Raw genomic sequence first — 15,915 nt, 5'->3', positions numbered from 1 at the left:
GGCCACCGGCCGCCCGACCCCCGCAGTGATCCCGTACTACCCCGGCCCCCGGCAGCACCGGGGCCGGACGAGGAGTCAGACATGGTCGTCAGCGCGGGCCCAGCGCCGCGGGACACAGGACGCCACCCGGCGGCCCCGGAGCGCGGCGGACCCCCGACCGCCACCCGGCGGGGCGTGGTACGCGGGCTGCTCGCCCCCGCCCTCGCCCTGCCGCTCACCTCCCTGGCCGCCGCCTCCCCGCCCGGGGCCGCCGGCTTCGACGAGCACTACCGCGGGCGCCGCCTCCAGGGCGCCGCGACCCCGGCCGGGGGCTGGCGGGTCACCGTCGACGGACGGCCGCTGCACCTGATGCGCCGCGCCGACGGCACCTGGCTGAGCACGATCGACCACTACTGCTCGTACCCCACCCCGCTCGCCGCGGCCCGCGCGGCCGTCGACGAACTCGGCCCCGGACACCACCCGCGCACCACCACCGTCCACGGCGGCCACGGGCACCCGGAAGGAGGACACCATGGCGTACTCGCGTAAGGACGTCAGCACCCTCACCCGCGCCGAGCGGCGCCGGTTCGTCAAGGCACTGCTGGAGCTGAAACGCCGCGGCGAGTACGACGAGTTCGTCCGCATCCACATCGCGTACTACGTCCCCGACGGCGAGGACGGCCTGCGCACCGCCCACATGGCACCGTCCTTCCTGCCCTGGCACCGGCGGTTCGTGCTGGAGCTGGAGCGGGCGCTGCGCCGGGTGGACCCGTCGGTGTCCGTGCCGTACTGGGACTGGACCAAGGACCGCTCGACCACCGGCGCGCCCTGGACCGCGGACCTGCTCGGCGGCACCGGGCGCCGCTCCGACCTGCGGGTGACGACCGGCCCGTTCGCCCACGCCGCGGGTCACTGGACCCTCACCGAGAACGTGACCGACACCGAGTACCTCACCCGGGACCTCGGCCGCCCCCGCGCCCCGATCGACCTGCCGACCCGGCGGGACCTGGACAGCGCGCTGGCCGACCCGGTCTACGACGCCCACCCCTGGGACTCCACGGCGGCCAAGGGGTTCCGCAACAAGCTGGAGGGGTGGGGCCCCGGACGCGGCAGCGCCTCCTGGCGCAACCACAACCGGGTGCACCGCTGGGTCGGCGGCGCGATGACCGGCGGCGCCGCGGTCAACGACCCGGTCTTCTGGCTGGTGCACGCCTTCCTCGACCTGCAGTGGTCCCGCTGGCAACGCCGGCACCGCGGCGCCCGTTACCTGCCCGCCGCGCCGCCCGGCCGGAACAGCGCCCAGCACGGACGGATCGTCGCCCGGCACGAACGGCTCCCGCCGTGGGACGTGACCCCGGACGAACTGGAGGACCACAGCCGGATCTACCGCTACGGCTGACCCCGCGCGGACCCGGACCGGGGAGCTGACACGGACAGGTGAATGCGGACCGAGGGCTGCGCCGAACGGGTGGAAATCCCCCGGAATGCCCCCCGGTGCGCCACTAGCATCCGGCCCCATGACTTCTTCGACCGCCGCACCCGAGACGCCGCGGGGGTCCCTGCTGGGGACCCTCACCATCGTCCCGTGGTCCAGCGTGCCCACCACCGAAACCCCCCGGCTGCCGTTCCTCACGGTGTACTCGCTCGGCGACGGCGCGGGCGGACCCGAGGCCGGGGAGCGGGCGATGCGCGCCCACCTGGAGAAGATCGGCCTGCCGGTCACCGGCGAGCTGGTCGAACTGACCCAGGAGGCCAGGGCCGCCGTCACCCTGCTGGTCGAGGCCGAACAGGCCGTGCTCACCCTGCCCTTCCTCCAGGTGCAGTGCCCGGTCCCGGAGTCCTGGCAGGACGCCGCGTACCGCAACGGCTCCGTCCGGCTGATCTGCCTGACCCGCCCGTGGCCGCACGTCGCTCCGGGCGAGGCCGTGGCCCCCGAGCAGTTGCGCGCCTTCCTCACCGACGACGACCTGCGGTCGGCCAGCTCCCACTGCCTGGTCCCCGTCACCCGACTGCGCCGCTGACCCCGCCGTCCCCCCTGATGACCAGGACCCGCGCGGCCCGGCGCGGGCCGCGCAGGCACCGAACGAAGGACTCTCCCATGCGACGAACCCTCACCGCGGGCGTGCTGGCGGCGACGGCACTGGGCTGGGCCGCGGCAGGCACCGCCCACGCCGTGGACCTCGCCGACGCGTCCACCCTGAGCAGCATCCCGGGCGTCTCCCCCGACCGGCTGAGCGACGCCGTCGACGGCGCCGCACAGCAGCCCGCCGGCCTGGTGGCCAAGGCCGGCGGGGACAGCGCCCGCCAGGTACTTCCCCAGGCGGGCAAGGCGCTGCGGCTCGGCTGAACCGGGTTCTTGCCGCCAAGTCACACGAATCCGGTGTTCGGGTGACAGCCGAACACCGGGAGAAACGTCCACGCGAAAAAACGGTTAGCCATGGTGCTGCCGTCGTCACCTGACGGCGTCGCCATACGCCAGGAGGTAAATACCATGGACATGAAGAGGATCGTCGCCGGGTCCATGCTGACCTTGACCGTCACCGGGCTCGCCGCCACACCGGCCATGGCCGACGAAGAGGTGCACGGCAACTTCTCGCAGAACATCGAGATCATCCGCGACATCTGCCCCACCATTCAGGACATCGACGTCCTGACCATCGAGGTCCTGGACGAGGCCCGGACGTTCCAGTGCAACCACGTCCGCGAGGGCTCGAAGGTGACCGACGACTCGTCGGCCCCGGCCCTGCCGATTCTCGGCAGCGTCCGGAACTAGTTCTCCGGTACCGCTTTTCTCCGGGCCCCGGTGCCGTGCGCGAACCACCGCACGGCACCGGGGCCTTGTCCTGCGGCCCGCCGATTTCCCCGTGCCCCGCCCATCCGATCGGCCGGCGATATGCCTTACCGGCGGCGGCCATTGCTGCAAGCGGATGAACCGGGGGCCGGGCACGAAACTCCACGAGTGCGGGCTCGGTTAGTGAGCTGTCGGCACTCACCACTAGGTGTCGCGGATTCACGCACAAGGAAGGCAACACGAATGAACGCCAAGAAGGTTCTCGCCGGTTCGATGCTGACGCTGGCAGCTACCGGCGCGGCGGTCTCGCCGGCCATGGCCGACGAAGAGGTGCACGGTCACTACTCGCAGAGCATCGAGATCATCCGCGACGTCTGCCCCACCATCCAGGACATCGACATCCTGACCATCGAGCTCCTGGACGAGGCCCGTGCCTTCCAGTGCAACGAGATCCGCCAGAAGTCGAAGGTGCACGACAGCTCGTCGGCGCCGGCCCTGCCGCTGCTCGGACAGGTCGTCAACGACTGAATTCCCGGAATCCGTTCACCCGGCTTCCGAGGATTGTCCTCGACGAGGTAAAAAGCGCCCCGGACTGTGCGACCAGCCGCGCAGTCCGGGGCCTTTTCATGCCTTTACGGCGGCACCCCGGACGCCCATTGCTGCAAGTGGATGAATCGTGGTCGCGGCACGGAACCCCAAGGGTATGAAGTGGGTTAGTAGGCTGTCGGCACTCGCCACTACGTGCCGCGGTTATCACGCACAAGGAAGGCAACACGAATGAACGCCAAGAAGGTTCTCGCCGGTTCGATGCTGACGCTGGCTGCTACCGGCGTGGCGGTCTCGCCGGCCATGGCCGACGAAGAGGTGCACGGCCACTACTCGCAGAACATCGAGATCATCCGCGACATCTGCCCCACCATTCAGGACGTCGACATCCTGACCATCGAGGTCCTGGACGAGGCCCGTGCGTTCCAGTGCAACGAGATCCGTCAGAAGTCGAAGGTCACCGACGACTCCGCCGCCCCGGCGCTCCCCATCCTCGGGGCTGTCATCGACTGAACGCGATAGATGAGGCAGGCTTTACCGCTGACGTCGGGGCCGCCGCTCCTGGAGCGGCCCCGACGTGCTGCGCTACGGCTCGCCGCACCACTATCGGGTGCATGTGCGGAAAAAGCCCTGAGGCCCCTGATCTTTCGATCGAGGGGCCTCAGGCTTTTTCTCAGCACGATCCGAGGAACGCGAACGGATCCCGCAGTCAGTCGGTGACGCTCACGAAGGCCGCGTGGTGCAGGGAACCCTCGTAGATGCCGGTGCCGGACGACGTCCGCAGGGCCTCGAAGCTGCCGCCGGTCTTCTCGGCGGCGACGAGACGCTCGTGGTGGCCGTCACGCTCGTGGCCCTCGTCGCAACTCGCGGCGGCGCTTCCGGCTCCCAGTGCGCAGGCGGCCGCGGTGACGGCCGCGCACGTCAGAAACTTCTTGATCATTTTCTCTCCGGGTTCAACGGTCGAACCCGCCCCGTGCATGGGACAGGCTTCGCGGTGATGCTAGCCATGAAACCAGTACGTATCGGGAGAAAAGGGGCGATGTCACTCGTTCGGGACGCGAGGTGGGTCCATTCGGCTGGCACGGCGCCGCGCCCCGCCGGCCGGGCGGACGCCGATGGTGACAAACCGTCAGTCACCGGTCCACGGCGCCGGTCCGACCTGACCGTCACCTCTTCCGCGGGGTACTGTCCTGCATGTGGACGCACGAGCACAGGAGTCGTTCCAGGTCTCCCTGCTGGGTCCGCTGCGGGCCTGGCGGCAAGAAGCGGAACTGCCCCTCGGGCCGCCCCAGCAACGCGCCGTCCTCGCGCTGCTGTTGCTGCGGCGCGGCCGGGCGGTCGCACTCGGTGAGCTCGTGGACGGCATCTGGGGCGCCGATCCGCCGGCCGCGGCGGTGTCCGTCCTGCGGACCTACGTCTCCCGGCTGCGCAAACTCCTCGAACCCGGCCGGCCCGCGGACGAGGCACCGCGGCTCCTGGTCTCCCTGGGCGACGGATACGCGCTGCGCTCCGACGCCGTCCTGAGCGACCTCGACCGGTTCGAGGACCTGGTGGAGCGGGCCGGGGCGCTGCGCGCCGAGGGCGCGGACCGGGCCGCGGTGGACCTGCTGCGCGACGCGGACGCGCTGTGGGAGGGCGTCCCGCTGACCGGGCTGCCCGGACCGCGGATCGAGGCCGAGCGCGGCCACCTGGAGGAACGGCGGCTGGCCGCCCTGGAGACGCGGCTGCGCATCGAACTCGACCTCGGGGAGCACGCCCGGGTGCTGCCCGAGCTGACCGCCCTGTGCGCGGCGCACCCGCTGCGCGAGGCGCTGTGCGAGCTGCGCATCATCGCCCTGTACCGCGGCGGGCGCCGGGCCGAGGCCCTCGACGTGTACGCCCGCACCCGCCGCCTCCTCGTCGAGGAACTCGGCATCGAACCCGGCCCGTCGCTGCGCGCCCTGCACGCCGACCTCCTCGCGGACGATGCCGGACCGGCCGCGCGGCCCGCGTCGGCGGACGCCGGCCACGGCTCCGCAAGCGGCGCCGAGCCGGACGGTCCCCCCGGCCCCGGCGGCATCGTACGGCCGTCCCAACTCCCCGCCGACCTGGTCACGTTCGCCGGCCGCCGGGCCGAACTGGACTGCGCCGCCGCGCTGCTGCCCGACCGGGGGCACCCACAGACCCCGCTGCTCGGCCTGGTCAGCGGCATGGCCGGGGCGGGCAAGACGACCCTCGTGGTGCACTGGGCGCACCAGATGGCCCACCGCTTTCCCGACGGCAGTCTCTACGTCAACCTCCGCGGCCACGACCCGTCCGGGTCCCGGATGGACCCCCGTGAGGCGCTGGAACGATTCCTCGTGGCGCTCGGCGTCGCCCCGCAGGCCATCCCCGAGGGGCTCGACGCGCAGGCCGCCCTCTACCGCGGTGTGCTCGCCGGCCGGCGCCTGCTGATCGTCCTGGACAACGCCGCCGACACCGAACAGGTGGAGCCGCTGCTGCCGGCCGCCCCCGGCTGCTTCGTCGTCGTCACCAGCCGCAGCCGGCTCAGCGGCCTGGTCGCCCGGCACGGCGCCCATCCGCTCACCCTGGGCGTGCTGTCCTGCGGGGAATCCCTCGAACTGCTGGCCCGGCGGCTGGGCGCGGCACGCGTCGATGCCGAACCGGAGGCCGCGCGCGCCATCGTCGAGCTGTGCGCCCGGCTGCCGCTGGCCCTGTCGATCGTCGCGGCGCGCGCCGCCCTGCACCCCGGCTTCCGGCTCGCCGACATCGCCGCGGAGCTGCGCAAGGACCACGGCAGCCTGGACGCGTTCGCCGGCGACGACGTCGGCACCGACGTACGGGCCGTCTTCTCCTGGTCGTACCAGGCCCTGTCGCCGCAGGCGGCCCGGCTCTTCCGGCGGCTCGCCCTGCACCCCGGCCCCGACGTCACCCACGCCGCGGCCGCCGCGCTGGCCGGCGTACCCCCGCGCCAGGTGCGCGCCCTGCTGACCGAGCTGACCGGGGCCAGTCTGCTCACCGAGCGCGCTCCCGGCCGGTTCGTCCTCCACGACCTGCTGCGCGCCTACGCCGCGGAGCGCACCGAGGCCGAGGATGGCCCGCCGGAGAGCGCGGCGGCCCTGCTCAGGCTGCACAGTCACTTCCTGTTCACCGCGCACAACGCCGCCACGGCCCTGGACCCGTTCCGCGAGGCCATGCCGCTGCCGCCGTGCCCGCCGGACGCCGCGCCGCTGCGGTTCGGCGACCGCGCGCAGGCGGCGGCCTGGCTGCGCACGGAGCGGTACGTGCTGCGCGAGATCGTCGGGCACGCCGCCGCCCACGGCTACCACACCCACGCCTGGCTCACCGCCGCGGCCCTGAACGTGTACTTCAACCGGCTCGGCTACTGGCACGACCTCCTCGAGATCGAGGGCACGGCGCTGCGGTCGGCCCGGGCGGCCGGCTCCGCCATCGGCCAGGCGTACGCCCTGTGCGGACTGGGCGGCGCGCACTCCCAGCTCAACCACCCCGAACAGGCGCTGCGGCATCTCGAGGACGCGCTGCGCCTGTTCCGGTCGGCGTGCCACCCGATGGGCCAGGCCCTGGTCCACCGCGGCCTCGCCTACCTGAGCAACCGCGGGGGACGCCCCCAGGACGCGCTCGACCACTACGCGCGGGCCATCGAGCTGTACCGGTCCGAGGGCAATGTCAGCGGCGAGGCCGGTGTGCTCAACCAGGTGGCGTGGACGTACATCCTGATCGACGAGCACGAGAAGGCCCTGCTGCGCTGCGAGGAGGCCATCGCGCACTGCCAGGAGCTGGGTGACCCCTACGGTGAGGCGTCGACCCAGGACACCCTCGGCTACGCCCTGTACCACCTTCGCCGGTACCCGCAGGCCATCGAGCGCTTCGAGCGGTCGCAGCGGCTGTTCCACGAGATCGGCGACCGCTTCCTCGAATCCGACGTCCTGCGTCACCTCGGGGCCGCCCACCGCGCCACCGGCGACCTGGGCGCCGCCCGCGAGGCCCTGACGGCGGCGCTCGCCCTGCTGGAGGAGGGCGGCCACACGGAGGCCGACGAGGTACGGCGCGAGCTGAGCGAGCTGAGCGGACCGAACGGCGGGAACGCACCGTCCGGGTGACGCGGTCCGCTCATGCCGCCGCGTCGTCCGCCAGTGTCGCCTTCAGGCTGCGCAGGGCGTAGTACACCCGGGACTTCACCGTGCCCTGCGGGACGCCGAGGGCCTCGGCCGCCTGCTGGGTGGTGTGGTCCGCGAAGATCGTCGCCTGCAGTGCCTCGCGGTGCGCGGGGGTCAGCGAGCGCAGGGCGTCCCGTACCACGATGGACGACAGCATCCGTTCGATGAGGTCCACCTCGGCGGACATGTCGGACAGCCAGGAGTCGCCGCTGACCTCCGGCGGCCGGGCCATCCGCGTCCGGTGCGCGTCGATGACGAGGTTGCGGGCCACCCGGAACAGCCAGGGCCGCACCGCCATCCCCTCGTTGTCGGCCAGTGCTCTCTTGTTCCAGCAGCGCAGCAGCGTCTCCTGCAGGATGTCCTCCGTGCGGTGCGTGTCCCCGCCCAGCATGCGCAGCACGTACGAGTAGAGCGCCGGGCCGTGTTCCAGGTAGAGCGCGCGCAGCGCCCGTTCGTCGGCGGAGGTCGCGCTCGCCGATCCGATGACCGTCACGTTCAAGGTGTGCTCCAGATACTCGCGGTGACCTGCCCCCGGCCCGCGGAACGAGAGCGGTCCGCGGATCGAGGGGCTGGGCCTCGTGAGGCTGGAGTCTTGTGACGTGCGGTGCATGTTCGATTGACAGGCGGTCCACGCGGTGATGACGGCGATATACGCGCAGCTCATGCCGGAGCGGGTGGGCGCCCGGGGGCCGGCTCAGACGAACACCTCCAGCTCCCGCACGCGCCGGCGGATCCGCTTGGCGAGCGCGGCGTGCGGGGGTGACAGCGGGGCGCGGTGGCTCAGCCGCTCCCACATGTGCAGCAGTTCGTGCCCGTGCACCGCGATCGCCCGCTCGTCGTCGAGCCGCTGCCAGGCGGCCACCGCCCGCGCCACGTCCTCGGGTGCCCGCCGGTCCCCGGTCCCGCACCGGATACGGGCCACGGCCAGGGCCAGTACGACGGCCTCGCGGTGGTCGCCGCGCAGGTGCGCGATGTACGCCTCCACGGCCAGCGCCTCCACGGCGTGCGGATCGTCGGCGCCGACCTCCTCGGTGAGCCGCCGGCGCAGCTCGGAGGCGAGGCCGTACGCCTCGTCCAGCCGGCCGGCCTGCGCGAGGGCGGTCATGTGGCGGATACGGGCGGCCAGTTCGGCGGGGAGGGCGGGGGTGGGGGTGGGGGCGGAGGCTTGTGCGGGGGCCGGGGCGGGGGCCGCCGGTGCGGGGGCCGGGGCGGGGGTCGAGGTGGTGGCCTGGGCGGCGGCCGCGGCGCGGGCCACGGCCGCGGCGATGATGCTGCCGCTGACGGGGGTGGGGCGGGGGGTGGGCTCGGGGGCGGGGTCGGGAGTGGGGGCAGGGGCCTGCGCGGGTTCGGGTTCCGGCTCGGGTTCGTCGCTGGGTACGGGGGCGGGCTCGGGCTCGTACGCGGGCTCGGGCTCGGGCTCGGGCTCGGGAGTGTTGTCGAACACGGGCTCATACACCGGCTCGAACGCGGGCTCGTACTTTGGCTCGTACGCGGACTCGGGCTCGGGAGTGATGTCGAACACGGGCTCGTACACAGGCTCGTACGCGGGCGCGGGCGCGGGCGCGGGCTTCGGTTCCGGCTCGGGCTCGTACGCGGGCTCGGGCTGCGGCTCGTACGCGGGCTGGGAGTCCAGTTCCGGTTCCGGTTCCGGTTCCGGCTCGGGCTCCAGGAGGCGGCTGGAGCCGTCCGGGGCCACCTCCAGGACGAAGTGGCCCTTGTCGGGGCGCTCGGTCACCGTCGCCTCGACCGCCGCGCCGCGTTCGACGGCGTACCGGTGCAGGTGGTCCAGGACGACCTCGTGCACGGACTGGCCCGGTACGGGGACGAGCGGCTCCCCGTCGATCTCGGCGAGACCGTCGTCGGAGATGTACACCTCGAAACGGGCCATGACTGTCCTCCTCAGGGGGTGGTGGTGGGCGTGATGGACTCGGTGGGCACGGCCGTCTCGACGGTGATGGTGGGGGTGGGCAGGTCGGTCGGTATGACGGCGGCCCCCGAGTACTTGGCGAACTGGGCGCGGACGGCGGAGACATAGCCCTGGGCCTCGTTGGTGTCCGGCAGCCCCTTGGCGGCGCGGACGGCGTCCATTCCCACGGCGTAACCCGCCAGGGCGAGATCCAGCACGCTGCCCTTGGCCTCCTTGCTGTCGATCATCTTTTGCGCCTGGTCGGCCAGATCGCACATGTAGCGGCCTTGCGCCATGATCGAGTCCTTCGCGTCCAGCGCCGAGGTCTCGTCGTTGTCGTCCTCGTCCTCGCCGTACTTCTCGAAGACGTCGGGCGGCAACTGGGAGATGCCCTTCTTGCCGTTCGGTCCGACGAGCGAGGCGTTGAAGTGCGACGCCTGCTCGATCTGCGACGCGATGACGATGGGCCCGATGGCGGGGCAGAGCTGACCGGCCTTCTTGATGGTGTCCGCCAGGTCTTCGGGGACCTGCGAGGTGTCCAGCTCGCCCTGACCGTTGCCCTGGAAGATGGCGAGCACCGAACTGGCCTCGGTCGGGCCCGGGAGGGTGTAACCCCCGCCTCCGTCTCCGCCGAAGATGGCGTGCAAGATCAGGAAGAGGGCGATCAGCGGGGCCAGAAGGACACCGAGCCCCCCGAAGATGATGATGACGACGGTGCCGCCGGCCACACCTGCCGGGAACAGCAGACAGCCCGCGCCGCCGACCGCCACCGCCGTGTTCCTGACGGCTTTCGATCCGCCCTCTTCATCGCTCATGGGTGTCCGCCTTCTTCTCCTCGCCTTGAACCGCAGGGCCGTGACGGCCCGTTGTGCTGTCGGACGGGCTCGGGAGATCGAAACGGGCCACGGAACGAATAAGTTCAAACCGGCGGAAACCAGATGATCCAGAGCAGTGGACGTACGAGGCAAGAGGGGGGCGTGACACGCATGGGCACACCTTCGGCGACACCGTCGGGCCAGGGGGGCTGGGTACGGGGGCCGAAAACGGCGCAGCCCGCTTCCCCGTCGCCGCGCCCCGCCCCCGGTCCCGCTACCGGCGGGAGCGCGGCCGGTACGGCGGCGCGACCGGCCGGGGGGACGACCGCCGGGCCGGCCGCTGCCGCCACGACCGCCGCGCCGGTCCCGCCGCCCGCCGCCACCACGGCGGCCAGGCCGGCGCGGACCGCTGCCCCCCGCACCCCGACCGCGCCGGCCCCGACCCGTACTGCCGCGCCGGCTCCGGCCCGTACCGCCGCACCGGCCCCCGCCCGTACCGCCGCACCGGCCCGGACCGCCCCCGCCACGGCGGCGCAGTCCCCGCAGCCCCGGCCCCGCCGCCGTTCCACCGCTCCCTCCGCCGAACCGTCCTGGGGCGCGCCCCGCCGCCCCCGGGCGGCCCGCGGCGGTGGACGCGACGAGGTCGGATGGGTCAAGGCACACGGCGGCGCCGGGGTGACCTCGCTGGTCGAGGTCCTCGGCGGGACGGACGTGGGCGCCCGCTGGCCGGACCCCGCCCGGGGCGAGCCGCGACGGGTCCTGCTCGTCGCGCGGACCAGCGCACGCGGCCTCGCCTCCGCGTCCCAGGCGCTGGGCGCGCTGCGCGACGGACGCGCCCCGCAGGGGCTCGAACTGCTCGCCGTGGTCCTCGTCGCCGACGCCCCCGGCCGGCTGCCGCTCGGCCTGCTGCGCCGTATCCGCGTCCTGCGCTCCGCCGCCCGGGTGCTGCGGGTGCCGTGGATACCGGCATGGCGCACCGGCGGCACCCCGAGGGCCCTGCCCCGGCAGTTCGACCGGCTCGCCGAACTGATGGGAAGCGAACTGCACACCGAGGGAGCCGCCTCATGACCCCCACCCTGTCCGATGCCTGGTTCCTGGCCGCCGCACCCTCGCACTCCGCGGCCTACGACCCGAGGCCCGCGGGAGCGGACATACTCCTCGAATACCTCGCCTGGGCCGTCACGGCCGCGGGCGTCTTCGGGCTGCTGGTCGTCGGCCTCAACATGGCCGTCCAGATGAACCGCGGCGAGCCGGGGGAGGGCGGCGCGCACTTCCGCGGTGCCTTCATCGTCGTGATCGCCTGCCTGATCGGCACGACCGCGGGACCGCTCGTGTCCTTCCTCGGTGACGTCTCCCTCGCACCGACACAGCAACCGGCCGAGCCCTCACTCACACCGACACCGTGAGCCACATAGGCCCACGCCGACGCTTCACGTACATACATCGAGCTCTCTGCCCACCGCTCATGTGGGCACCGATTTCACGGAGAAACCCATGTCCTCCCTGCTCATCAAGGCGTCCCAGTACCTTGCCGCCGATCCCGCGACGAACGTGCCCAACCCGGGCCGCAAGGCCCCCCCGGAGCTGTCGGGCAAGGTCGACACGGTCCTGAGCATCGTCGCCTGGGCGGGTACCGCGGCCGGAGTACTCGGAGTGCTGATCACCGGTGCGATGATGGCCGTCTCCCTCAAGCGCGGCGAGAGCTCGGAGCACATGAGCCGCCTCGGCATGGTGCTCGGCGGCTGCGTGCTGGTCGCCACGGCCGGCCCGATAGTCAACTTCGTCTTCGGCTGAGTCGAGGACGATCGTGAGACTCATACGTCGACGGCGGCGGTTCGAGGAGTCCGGGCCGTACTGGCAGCAGCGTAGCTGGCAGTTGTCGGCGGCGTTCCTCGGCGTCGTCGTACTGCTGGGCGGATTCGTCGCGCTGACGTCCGAGAGTGGCGGCGACAGCGCGGTGGCGTCCGAGGGCCCGCTGGTCGGTGACCTCACGCGGCCGGACGAGCGACCTCCGGGCTGCCGCACCGACGACAGGGCGGGAGACGCGTTGCCCAAGAAGGCGCCCGAGGACATCACTTGGCGTACCTTCGGCGCCTCCCGGGTGCCCGTTTCCGCCTCGGCCGGGCCCACCCGGACGACGGGGCCGGTGCACTGGTGCTACGCGCACACGCCCATGGGTGCCGTCCTCGCCGCCACGGTCATCACGTCCCAGATGAGCGGGTCCGGCTGGGAGACCGTCAGCCGGCAGCAGGTGGTGGCCGGGAGCGGACGGGACATGTTCGAATTCAAGCGCTCGGCCTACCAGGACATCGACAGCGCCCAGAGCGGTGGCATATCCGTCGGCTCGGCCGCCGGCTTCAGCGTGGCCTCGTACACGGGCGAGGCGGCGGACATCGGCCTGCTGATCAGGTCCGCTCAGGGGTATTCGGCGACCATCATCCGACTGCGCTGGAGCGACGGCGACTGGAAGGTCCTGCCCGATGACAGCGGGGAACTGCACACACCGGTGAACGCGATTCAGGGCACTCCGCGCGACTACATCATGTGGGGGGTGTGACGTGGGATCGTGCTCGACCGGCAATCCGTTCCTGGACGCCGTGCTGGGGTTCTTCCAATTCCTCTTCGACCCCGTCGGAACCATCATCGGACTGATCGCGAAGGCGATCCTCGCGGCCGCGGTCAGCGTGTTCGCTTCCCTGACCTTCCAGGTACCCACCCTGCCCAGGCTGTCGGAAGAGAGCACCGCGGGTAAGATCAACGGGGAGACACAGTGGATCGTGGTCTACCTCGCGGTCGGCTCGCTGCTCTTCGCGGCCGTCCGGATGGCCATCGAGCGGCGCAGTAACGCGGGAATCACCGCCCTGAAGGGGATAGTCCGGGTCCTCGTGGTCTCGACTGCCGCTACCACCGTCGTGGGGGTCGCCGCGACCGTCGCGGACGACTACTCCCAGTACCTCATCGGGTTGGGCGCGAAGAACCTGCTGCAAGATGTCGGGTCCTGTTCCGACTCCGGTATCGCGGGGAACTTCCTGCTGCTGATCCTGGGCTTCCTGCTGCTGATCGCAGCGATCATCCAGACGATCCTGATGTACATCCGCCTCGGCGTCATGATCATATTGCTCGGCACCCTGCCCGTGGCCGCGGCGGCCTCGATGACCGACTGGGGCGGCGGCTGGTGGCGCAAGCACATCGGCTGGCTGATCGCCTGGCTGCTGTACAAACCCGCGGCCGGTCTGGTGATGTACGCGGGGTCGGTAATGATCAATACCAGCGACGACGCCGGCATCACCGACGGCGGCACCGCCAGTGAACGCATCGCCGGTATCGGCGTGCTGCTGCTGTCCGCGGTCGCCCTGCCCGCCCTGCTGAAGCTCGTGGTGCCCGCCACCGCCGCGCTCGGTGGTGCGTCCGCGCACTCCGGGGCCATGGATCAGGTGGGCGGCGCCCTGGCCACCGGCGCCCGGTCCCTCGGCGGCAGGATCGGTGGCAGTGGCAGTGGCGGCGACAGCGGCAGCGCGGGCCGGGCGGGTCCGAGTGGTGCGTCGGGCAGTGCGGGCGGTTCCGGTTCATCCGGCTCGTCCGGTGCGGGCGGTGCGAACGGCGCCGCCGGAGCGTCGGGCGGTGGTGGCAGAACGGGACCGGGCGGCGCCGCCGGTGGGAGCACTGGCGGGGGCGCCGAAGAAAGGGCCGGTGCGGGCGCGGCGAGCGGTGGTGGCCGTGCCGCCGCGGCGGCCGGCGGTCCGACCGGTGCGGCGGCCGCCGCGGCGATCGGGGCGGCCGTGTCCGCGGCGCGGTTCGTCGGCAAGACCGCCTCCGGTGCCCTGGACGGCGCCGACGGCGAACAGGGCCACAACGGCAGCCATCCGCGCCACTGACCGGTGACGGCCGGCCCGCCCGGACGTACGCCGTCGCCCCCTGAACGGGCCGCCGGGCTCCCGCGCCCCCTCGCGGAACCCGGCGGCCCTCCCCCCTTCCCCGACTCGGCCCCCACCGCCGTAACCCCCATCACCTCACGCAACACGAAGGGAAACGGACGCCCATGTCCACGGAAGCCGTCACCCATCCGACCTACGGGAACTGGCGCCGGCCCCGGCGGCCGGGGCTCGGGCCGCTCGGGCTCGTCGGCACGTTCGGTGTGTTCGGCGGCCTCGTCGTCACCCTGCTCGCGTCGCTGATCTCGCTGTACGCGGCGGTGACCGTGTTCGTCCCGGTGGTGCTGTTCCTGACGCCGCTCGCCATCCGCACCCAGGACGGGCGCAACATCTACCAGTTGCTCGCCCTGCGCATCGGCTGGCGCCGCCGCAAGGCCAAGGGCGCGCACCTGTACGTGTCCGGCCCGCTGTCGGCGCGGCCGGGCGGCCGCTTCCGTCCGCCCGGGCTGCTGAACAAGGTCACCCCCCTCGAAGGCCGGGACGCCTACGACCGGCCCTTCGGCATCCTCCACCACCCGGCGCGCAACCTGTACACCATCGTGCTGGGCTGCGACCCCGACGGCGGCTCCCTGGTCGACCCCGACCAGATCGACGTCTGGGTCGCCCTGTGGGGGGAGTGGCTGGCACGGCTGGCCCACGAACCCGGGCTGCGCGGCGCCTCCCTGATCGTGGAGACCGCGCCCGACCCCGGCACCGCCCTCGCCCACGAGGTGCTGCCCCGCATCCGGCCCGACGCCCCGCCCGCCGCCCGCGCGGTGATGGAGGAGGTCGTCGAGCGCTACCCGACCGCCTCCTCCGAGATGCACACCTACGTCACCCTCACCTACGGCATCCCGGCCGGCCAGCGGCGCAGCAAGGAGGACGTGATCACCGACCTCGCCATCCGCATCCCGGGCCTGCTCAGCGGGCTCGTCGCGGCCGGCGGCGGCTCCGCGTACCCCCTGTCGGCCGAGCGGATCGCCGAGGTCGTACGGGTCGCCTACGACCCGGCGGTCGCCGGTGACGTGCTGGACGCCCGCGCCCAGCACGGCGGCACGGGCCTGGAGTGGGAGGACGCCGGACCGGCCGCCGCGGTGGAGACCGTCAACAGCTATCAGCACGACTCCGGGGTGTCCCGGACCTGGCTGCTGACGCTGGCCCCGCGCGGCACCGTACGGTCCTCGGTGCTCAGGAGCCTGCTGGAGGCGACCCCCGGCACCCGCCGCAAGCGGGTCGCGCTGGTCTACCGGCCGATCGACCCCGCCACCTCGGCGCGGATCGTCGAGGCGGACCGGCGGGCCGCCCAGTTCATGGCCACGTCGGGCCGGGGCATGGTGCGGGCCCGCGCCGCCTCCGAGATGCGGGCGGCCGAGCAGACCGCGTCCGAGGAGGCCGCGGGCGCCGGACTGGTGGAGTTCTCGCTGATGCTGACCGTCACCGTCGACGAGGTCGACCAACTCGCCGACGCGACGGTCGCCGTACGCAATCTGACCGCGGCATCGCGGGTGCTGATGCGCCCCGCCGACCGGATGCAGGCGGCGGCGTTCAGTTGCACGCTGCCCGTCGGCATCCTCCCGTGGGAGCAGACCCTGATCCCGCACGAACTGCAGGAGGCGCTGTGAGCCGCCGGAGCGAGGAGAAGAAGGCCGAGCGCGAGGACCGGCAGGTCGAGGAGACGGTGTGGCGGGCCGGCCCCGACGCGGCACTGCCGAGCCTCACCCCGGCCTGGCTGCGCGAGACGCCCGAGAAGAAGAAGGGGTCCGGCAAGCAGGGGTCCGGCAAGCAGAAGGCCGACCGTCCCAAGGAGCCG

Annotated in this window: 18 protein-coding genes; 14 read left to right on the top strand and 4 right to left on the bottom strand. The window is 72.6% G+C overall.

All coding sequences use genetic code 11. The features are described 5' to 3' along the window. Positions 1–81 precede the first annotated feature (81 nt). The 7 genes from IE316_RS02830 to IE316_RS02800 all read left to right on the top strand — a co-directional run bounded on the left by IE316_RS02830 (position 82) and on the right by IE316_RS02800 (position 3,829). Positions 82–528, top strand: coding sequence for a tyrosinase family oxidase copper chaperone (locus IE316_RS02830; RefSeq protein WP_190202462.1), 447 nt, complete (start codon positions 82–84; stop codon positions 526–528). Beyond that, the gene (locus IE316_RS02825) at positions 512–1,378 is read left to right on the top strand and encodes a tyrosinase family protein (protein ID WP_190202461.1); all 867 of its coding nucleotides are present in this window, start codon (positions 512–514) and stop codon (positions 1,376–1,378) included. The genes IE316_RS02830 and IE316_RS02825 overlap by 17 nt, the downstream gene beginning before the upstream one ends. A gap of 118 nt (positions 1,379–1,496) precedes the next feature. Continuing rightward, complete coding sequence (locus IE316_RS02820) at positions 1,497–2,000, top strand: DUF5949 family protein (RefSeq protein ID WP_229910159.1); 504 nt, start codon at positions 1,497–1,499, stop codon at positions 1,998–2,000. A gap of 77 nt (positions 2,001–2,077) precedes the next feature. Then, positions 2,078–2,326, top strand: coding sequence for a hypothetical protein (locus IE316_RS02815; protein WP_190202460.1), 249 nt, complete (start codon positions 2,078–2,080; stop codon positions 2,324–2,326). 144 nt (positions 2,327–2,470) lie between these two features. Further along, entirely contained in the window at positions 2,471–2,752 is a 282-nt protein-coding gene (locus IE316_RS02810; RefSeq protein WP_190202459.1) for a hypothetical protein, read from the top strand. A gap of 261 nt (positions 2,753–3,013) precedes the next feature. Continuing rightward, a complete protein-coding gene (locus IE316_RS02805) occupies positions 3,014–3,298 on the top strand; it encodes a hypothetical protein (protein WP_190202458.1) in 285 nt (94 codons plus the stop codon). A 249-nt stretch (positions 3,299–3,547) separates the two neighbouring features. Further along, positions 3,548–3,829: a hypothetical protein gene (locus tag IE316_RS02800; RefSeq protein WP_190202457.1), complete on the top strand. Its 282-nt coding sequence runs from the start codon at positions 3,548–3,550 to the stop codon at positions 3,827–3,829. Between the two features lie 196 nt (positions 3,830–4,025). On the opposite strand, the gene IE316_RS02795 is transcribed toward IE316_RS02800, so the two are convergent. Further along, the gene (locus tag IE316_RS02795; RefSeq protein ID WP_190202456.1) at positions 4,026–4,256 is read right to left on the bottom strand and encodes a hypothetical protein; all 231 of its coding nucleotides are present in this window, start codon (positions 4,254–4,256) and stop codon (positions 4,026–4,028) included. A gap of 256 nt (positions 4,257–4,512) precedes the next feature. On the opposite strand from IE316_RS02795, the gene IE316_RS02790 reads away from it, so the two are divergent. Next, positions 4,513–7,416, top strand: a complete 2,904-nt coding sequence (locus IE316_RS02790; protein ID WP_190202455.1) for an AfsR/SARP family transcriptional regulator — start codon at positions 4,513–4,515, stop codon at positions 7,414–7,416. Positions 7,417–7,426: 10 nt separating this feature from the next. Here the strand turns inward: IE316_RS02790 and IE316_RS02785 are convergent, their stop codons facing one another. From IE316_RS02785 to IE316_RS02775, 3 genes are all read right to left on the bottom strand, one after another. Next, complete coding sequence (locus tag IE316_RS02785; protein WP_373311062.1) at positions 7,427–7,966, bottom strand: sigma-70 family RNA polymerase sigma factor; 540 nt, start codon at positions 7,964–7,966, stop codon at positions 7,427–7,429. Positions 7,967–8,167: 201 nt separating this feature from the next. Next, the gene (locus IE316_RS02780; protein ID WP_190202453.1) at positions 8,168–9,361 is read right to left on the bottom strand and encodes a hypothetical protein; all 1,194 of its coding nucleotides are present in this window, start codon (positions 9,359–9,361) and stop codon (positions 8,168–8,170) included. 11 nt (positions 9,362–9,372) lie between these two features. Beyond that, positions 9,373–10,194 carry a lytic transglycosylase domain-containing protein gene (locus tag IE316_RS02775; protein WP_190202452.1) on the bottom strand — a complete coding sequence of 274 codons (822 nt, stop codon included), beginning with the start codon at positions 10,192–10,194 and terminating at the stop codon, positions 9,373–9,375. Positions 10,195–10,869: 675 nt separating this feature from the next. Between IE316_RS02775 and IE316_RS02770 the strand changes: the two genes are divergently transcribed. The 6 genes from IE316_RS02770 to IE316_RS02745 all read left to right on the top strand — a co-directional run bounded on the left by IE316_RS02770 (position 10,870) and on the right by IE316_RS02745 (position 15,727). Next, entirely contained in the window at positions 10,870–11,262 is a 393-nt protein-coding gene (locus IE316_RS02770; protein ID WP_190202451.1) for a DUF6668 family protein, read from the top strand. Then, positions 11,259–11,600 carry a hypothetical protein gene (locus IE316_RS02765; protein ID WP_190202450.1) on the top strand — a complete coding sequence of 114 codons (342 nt, stop codon included), beginning with the start codon at positions 11,259–11,261 and terminating at the stop codon, positions 11,598–11,600. The genes IE316_RS02770 and IE316_RS02765 overlap by 4 nt, the downstream gene beginning before the upstream one ends. 88 nt (positions 11,601–11,688) lie before the next feature. After that, positions 11,689–11,988 carry a hypothetical protein gene (locus IE316_RS02760; RefSeq protein WP_190202449.1) on the top strand — a complete coding sequence of 100 codons (300 nt, stop codon included), beginning with the start codon at positions 11,689–11,691 and terminating at the stop codon, positions 11,986–11,988. A gap of 13 nt (positions 11,989–12,001) precedes the next feature. Then, positions 12,002–12,751, top strand: a complete 750-nt coding sequence (locus IE316_RS02755) for a DUF8175 domain-containg protein (protein ID WP_190202448.1) — start codon at positions 12,002–12,004, stop codon at positions 12,749–12,751. 1 nt (position 12,752) lies between these two features. Beyond that, positions 12,753–14,069: a hypothetical protein gene (locus tag IE316_RS02750; protein ID WP_190202447.1), complete on the top strand. Its 1,317-nt coding sequence runs from the start codon at positions 12,753–12,755 to the stop codon at positions 14,067–14,069. A gap of 164 nt (positions 14,070–14,233) precedes the next feature. Next, positions 14,234–15,727, top strand: coding sequence for an SCO6880 family protein (locus tag IE316_RS02745; protein ID WP_190202446.1), 1,494 nt, complete (start codon positions 14,234–14,236; stop codon positions 15,725–15,727). Positions 15,728–15,915: the final 188 nt, after the last annotated feature.

Origin of the sequence: Streptomyces fumanus, assembly GCF_014655295.1 — a bacterium.
GTDB lineage: Bacteria > Actinomycetota > Actinomycetes > Streptomycetales > Streptomycetaceae > Streptomyces > Streptomyces fumanus.
This window is presented reverse-complemented; position numbering and strand designations above follow the sequence as displayed.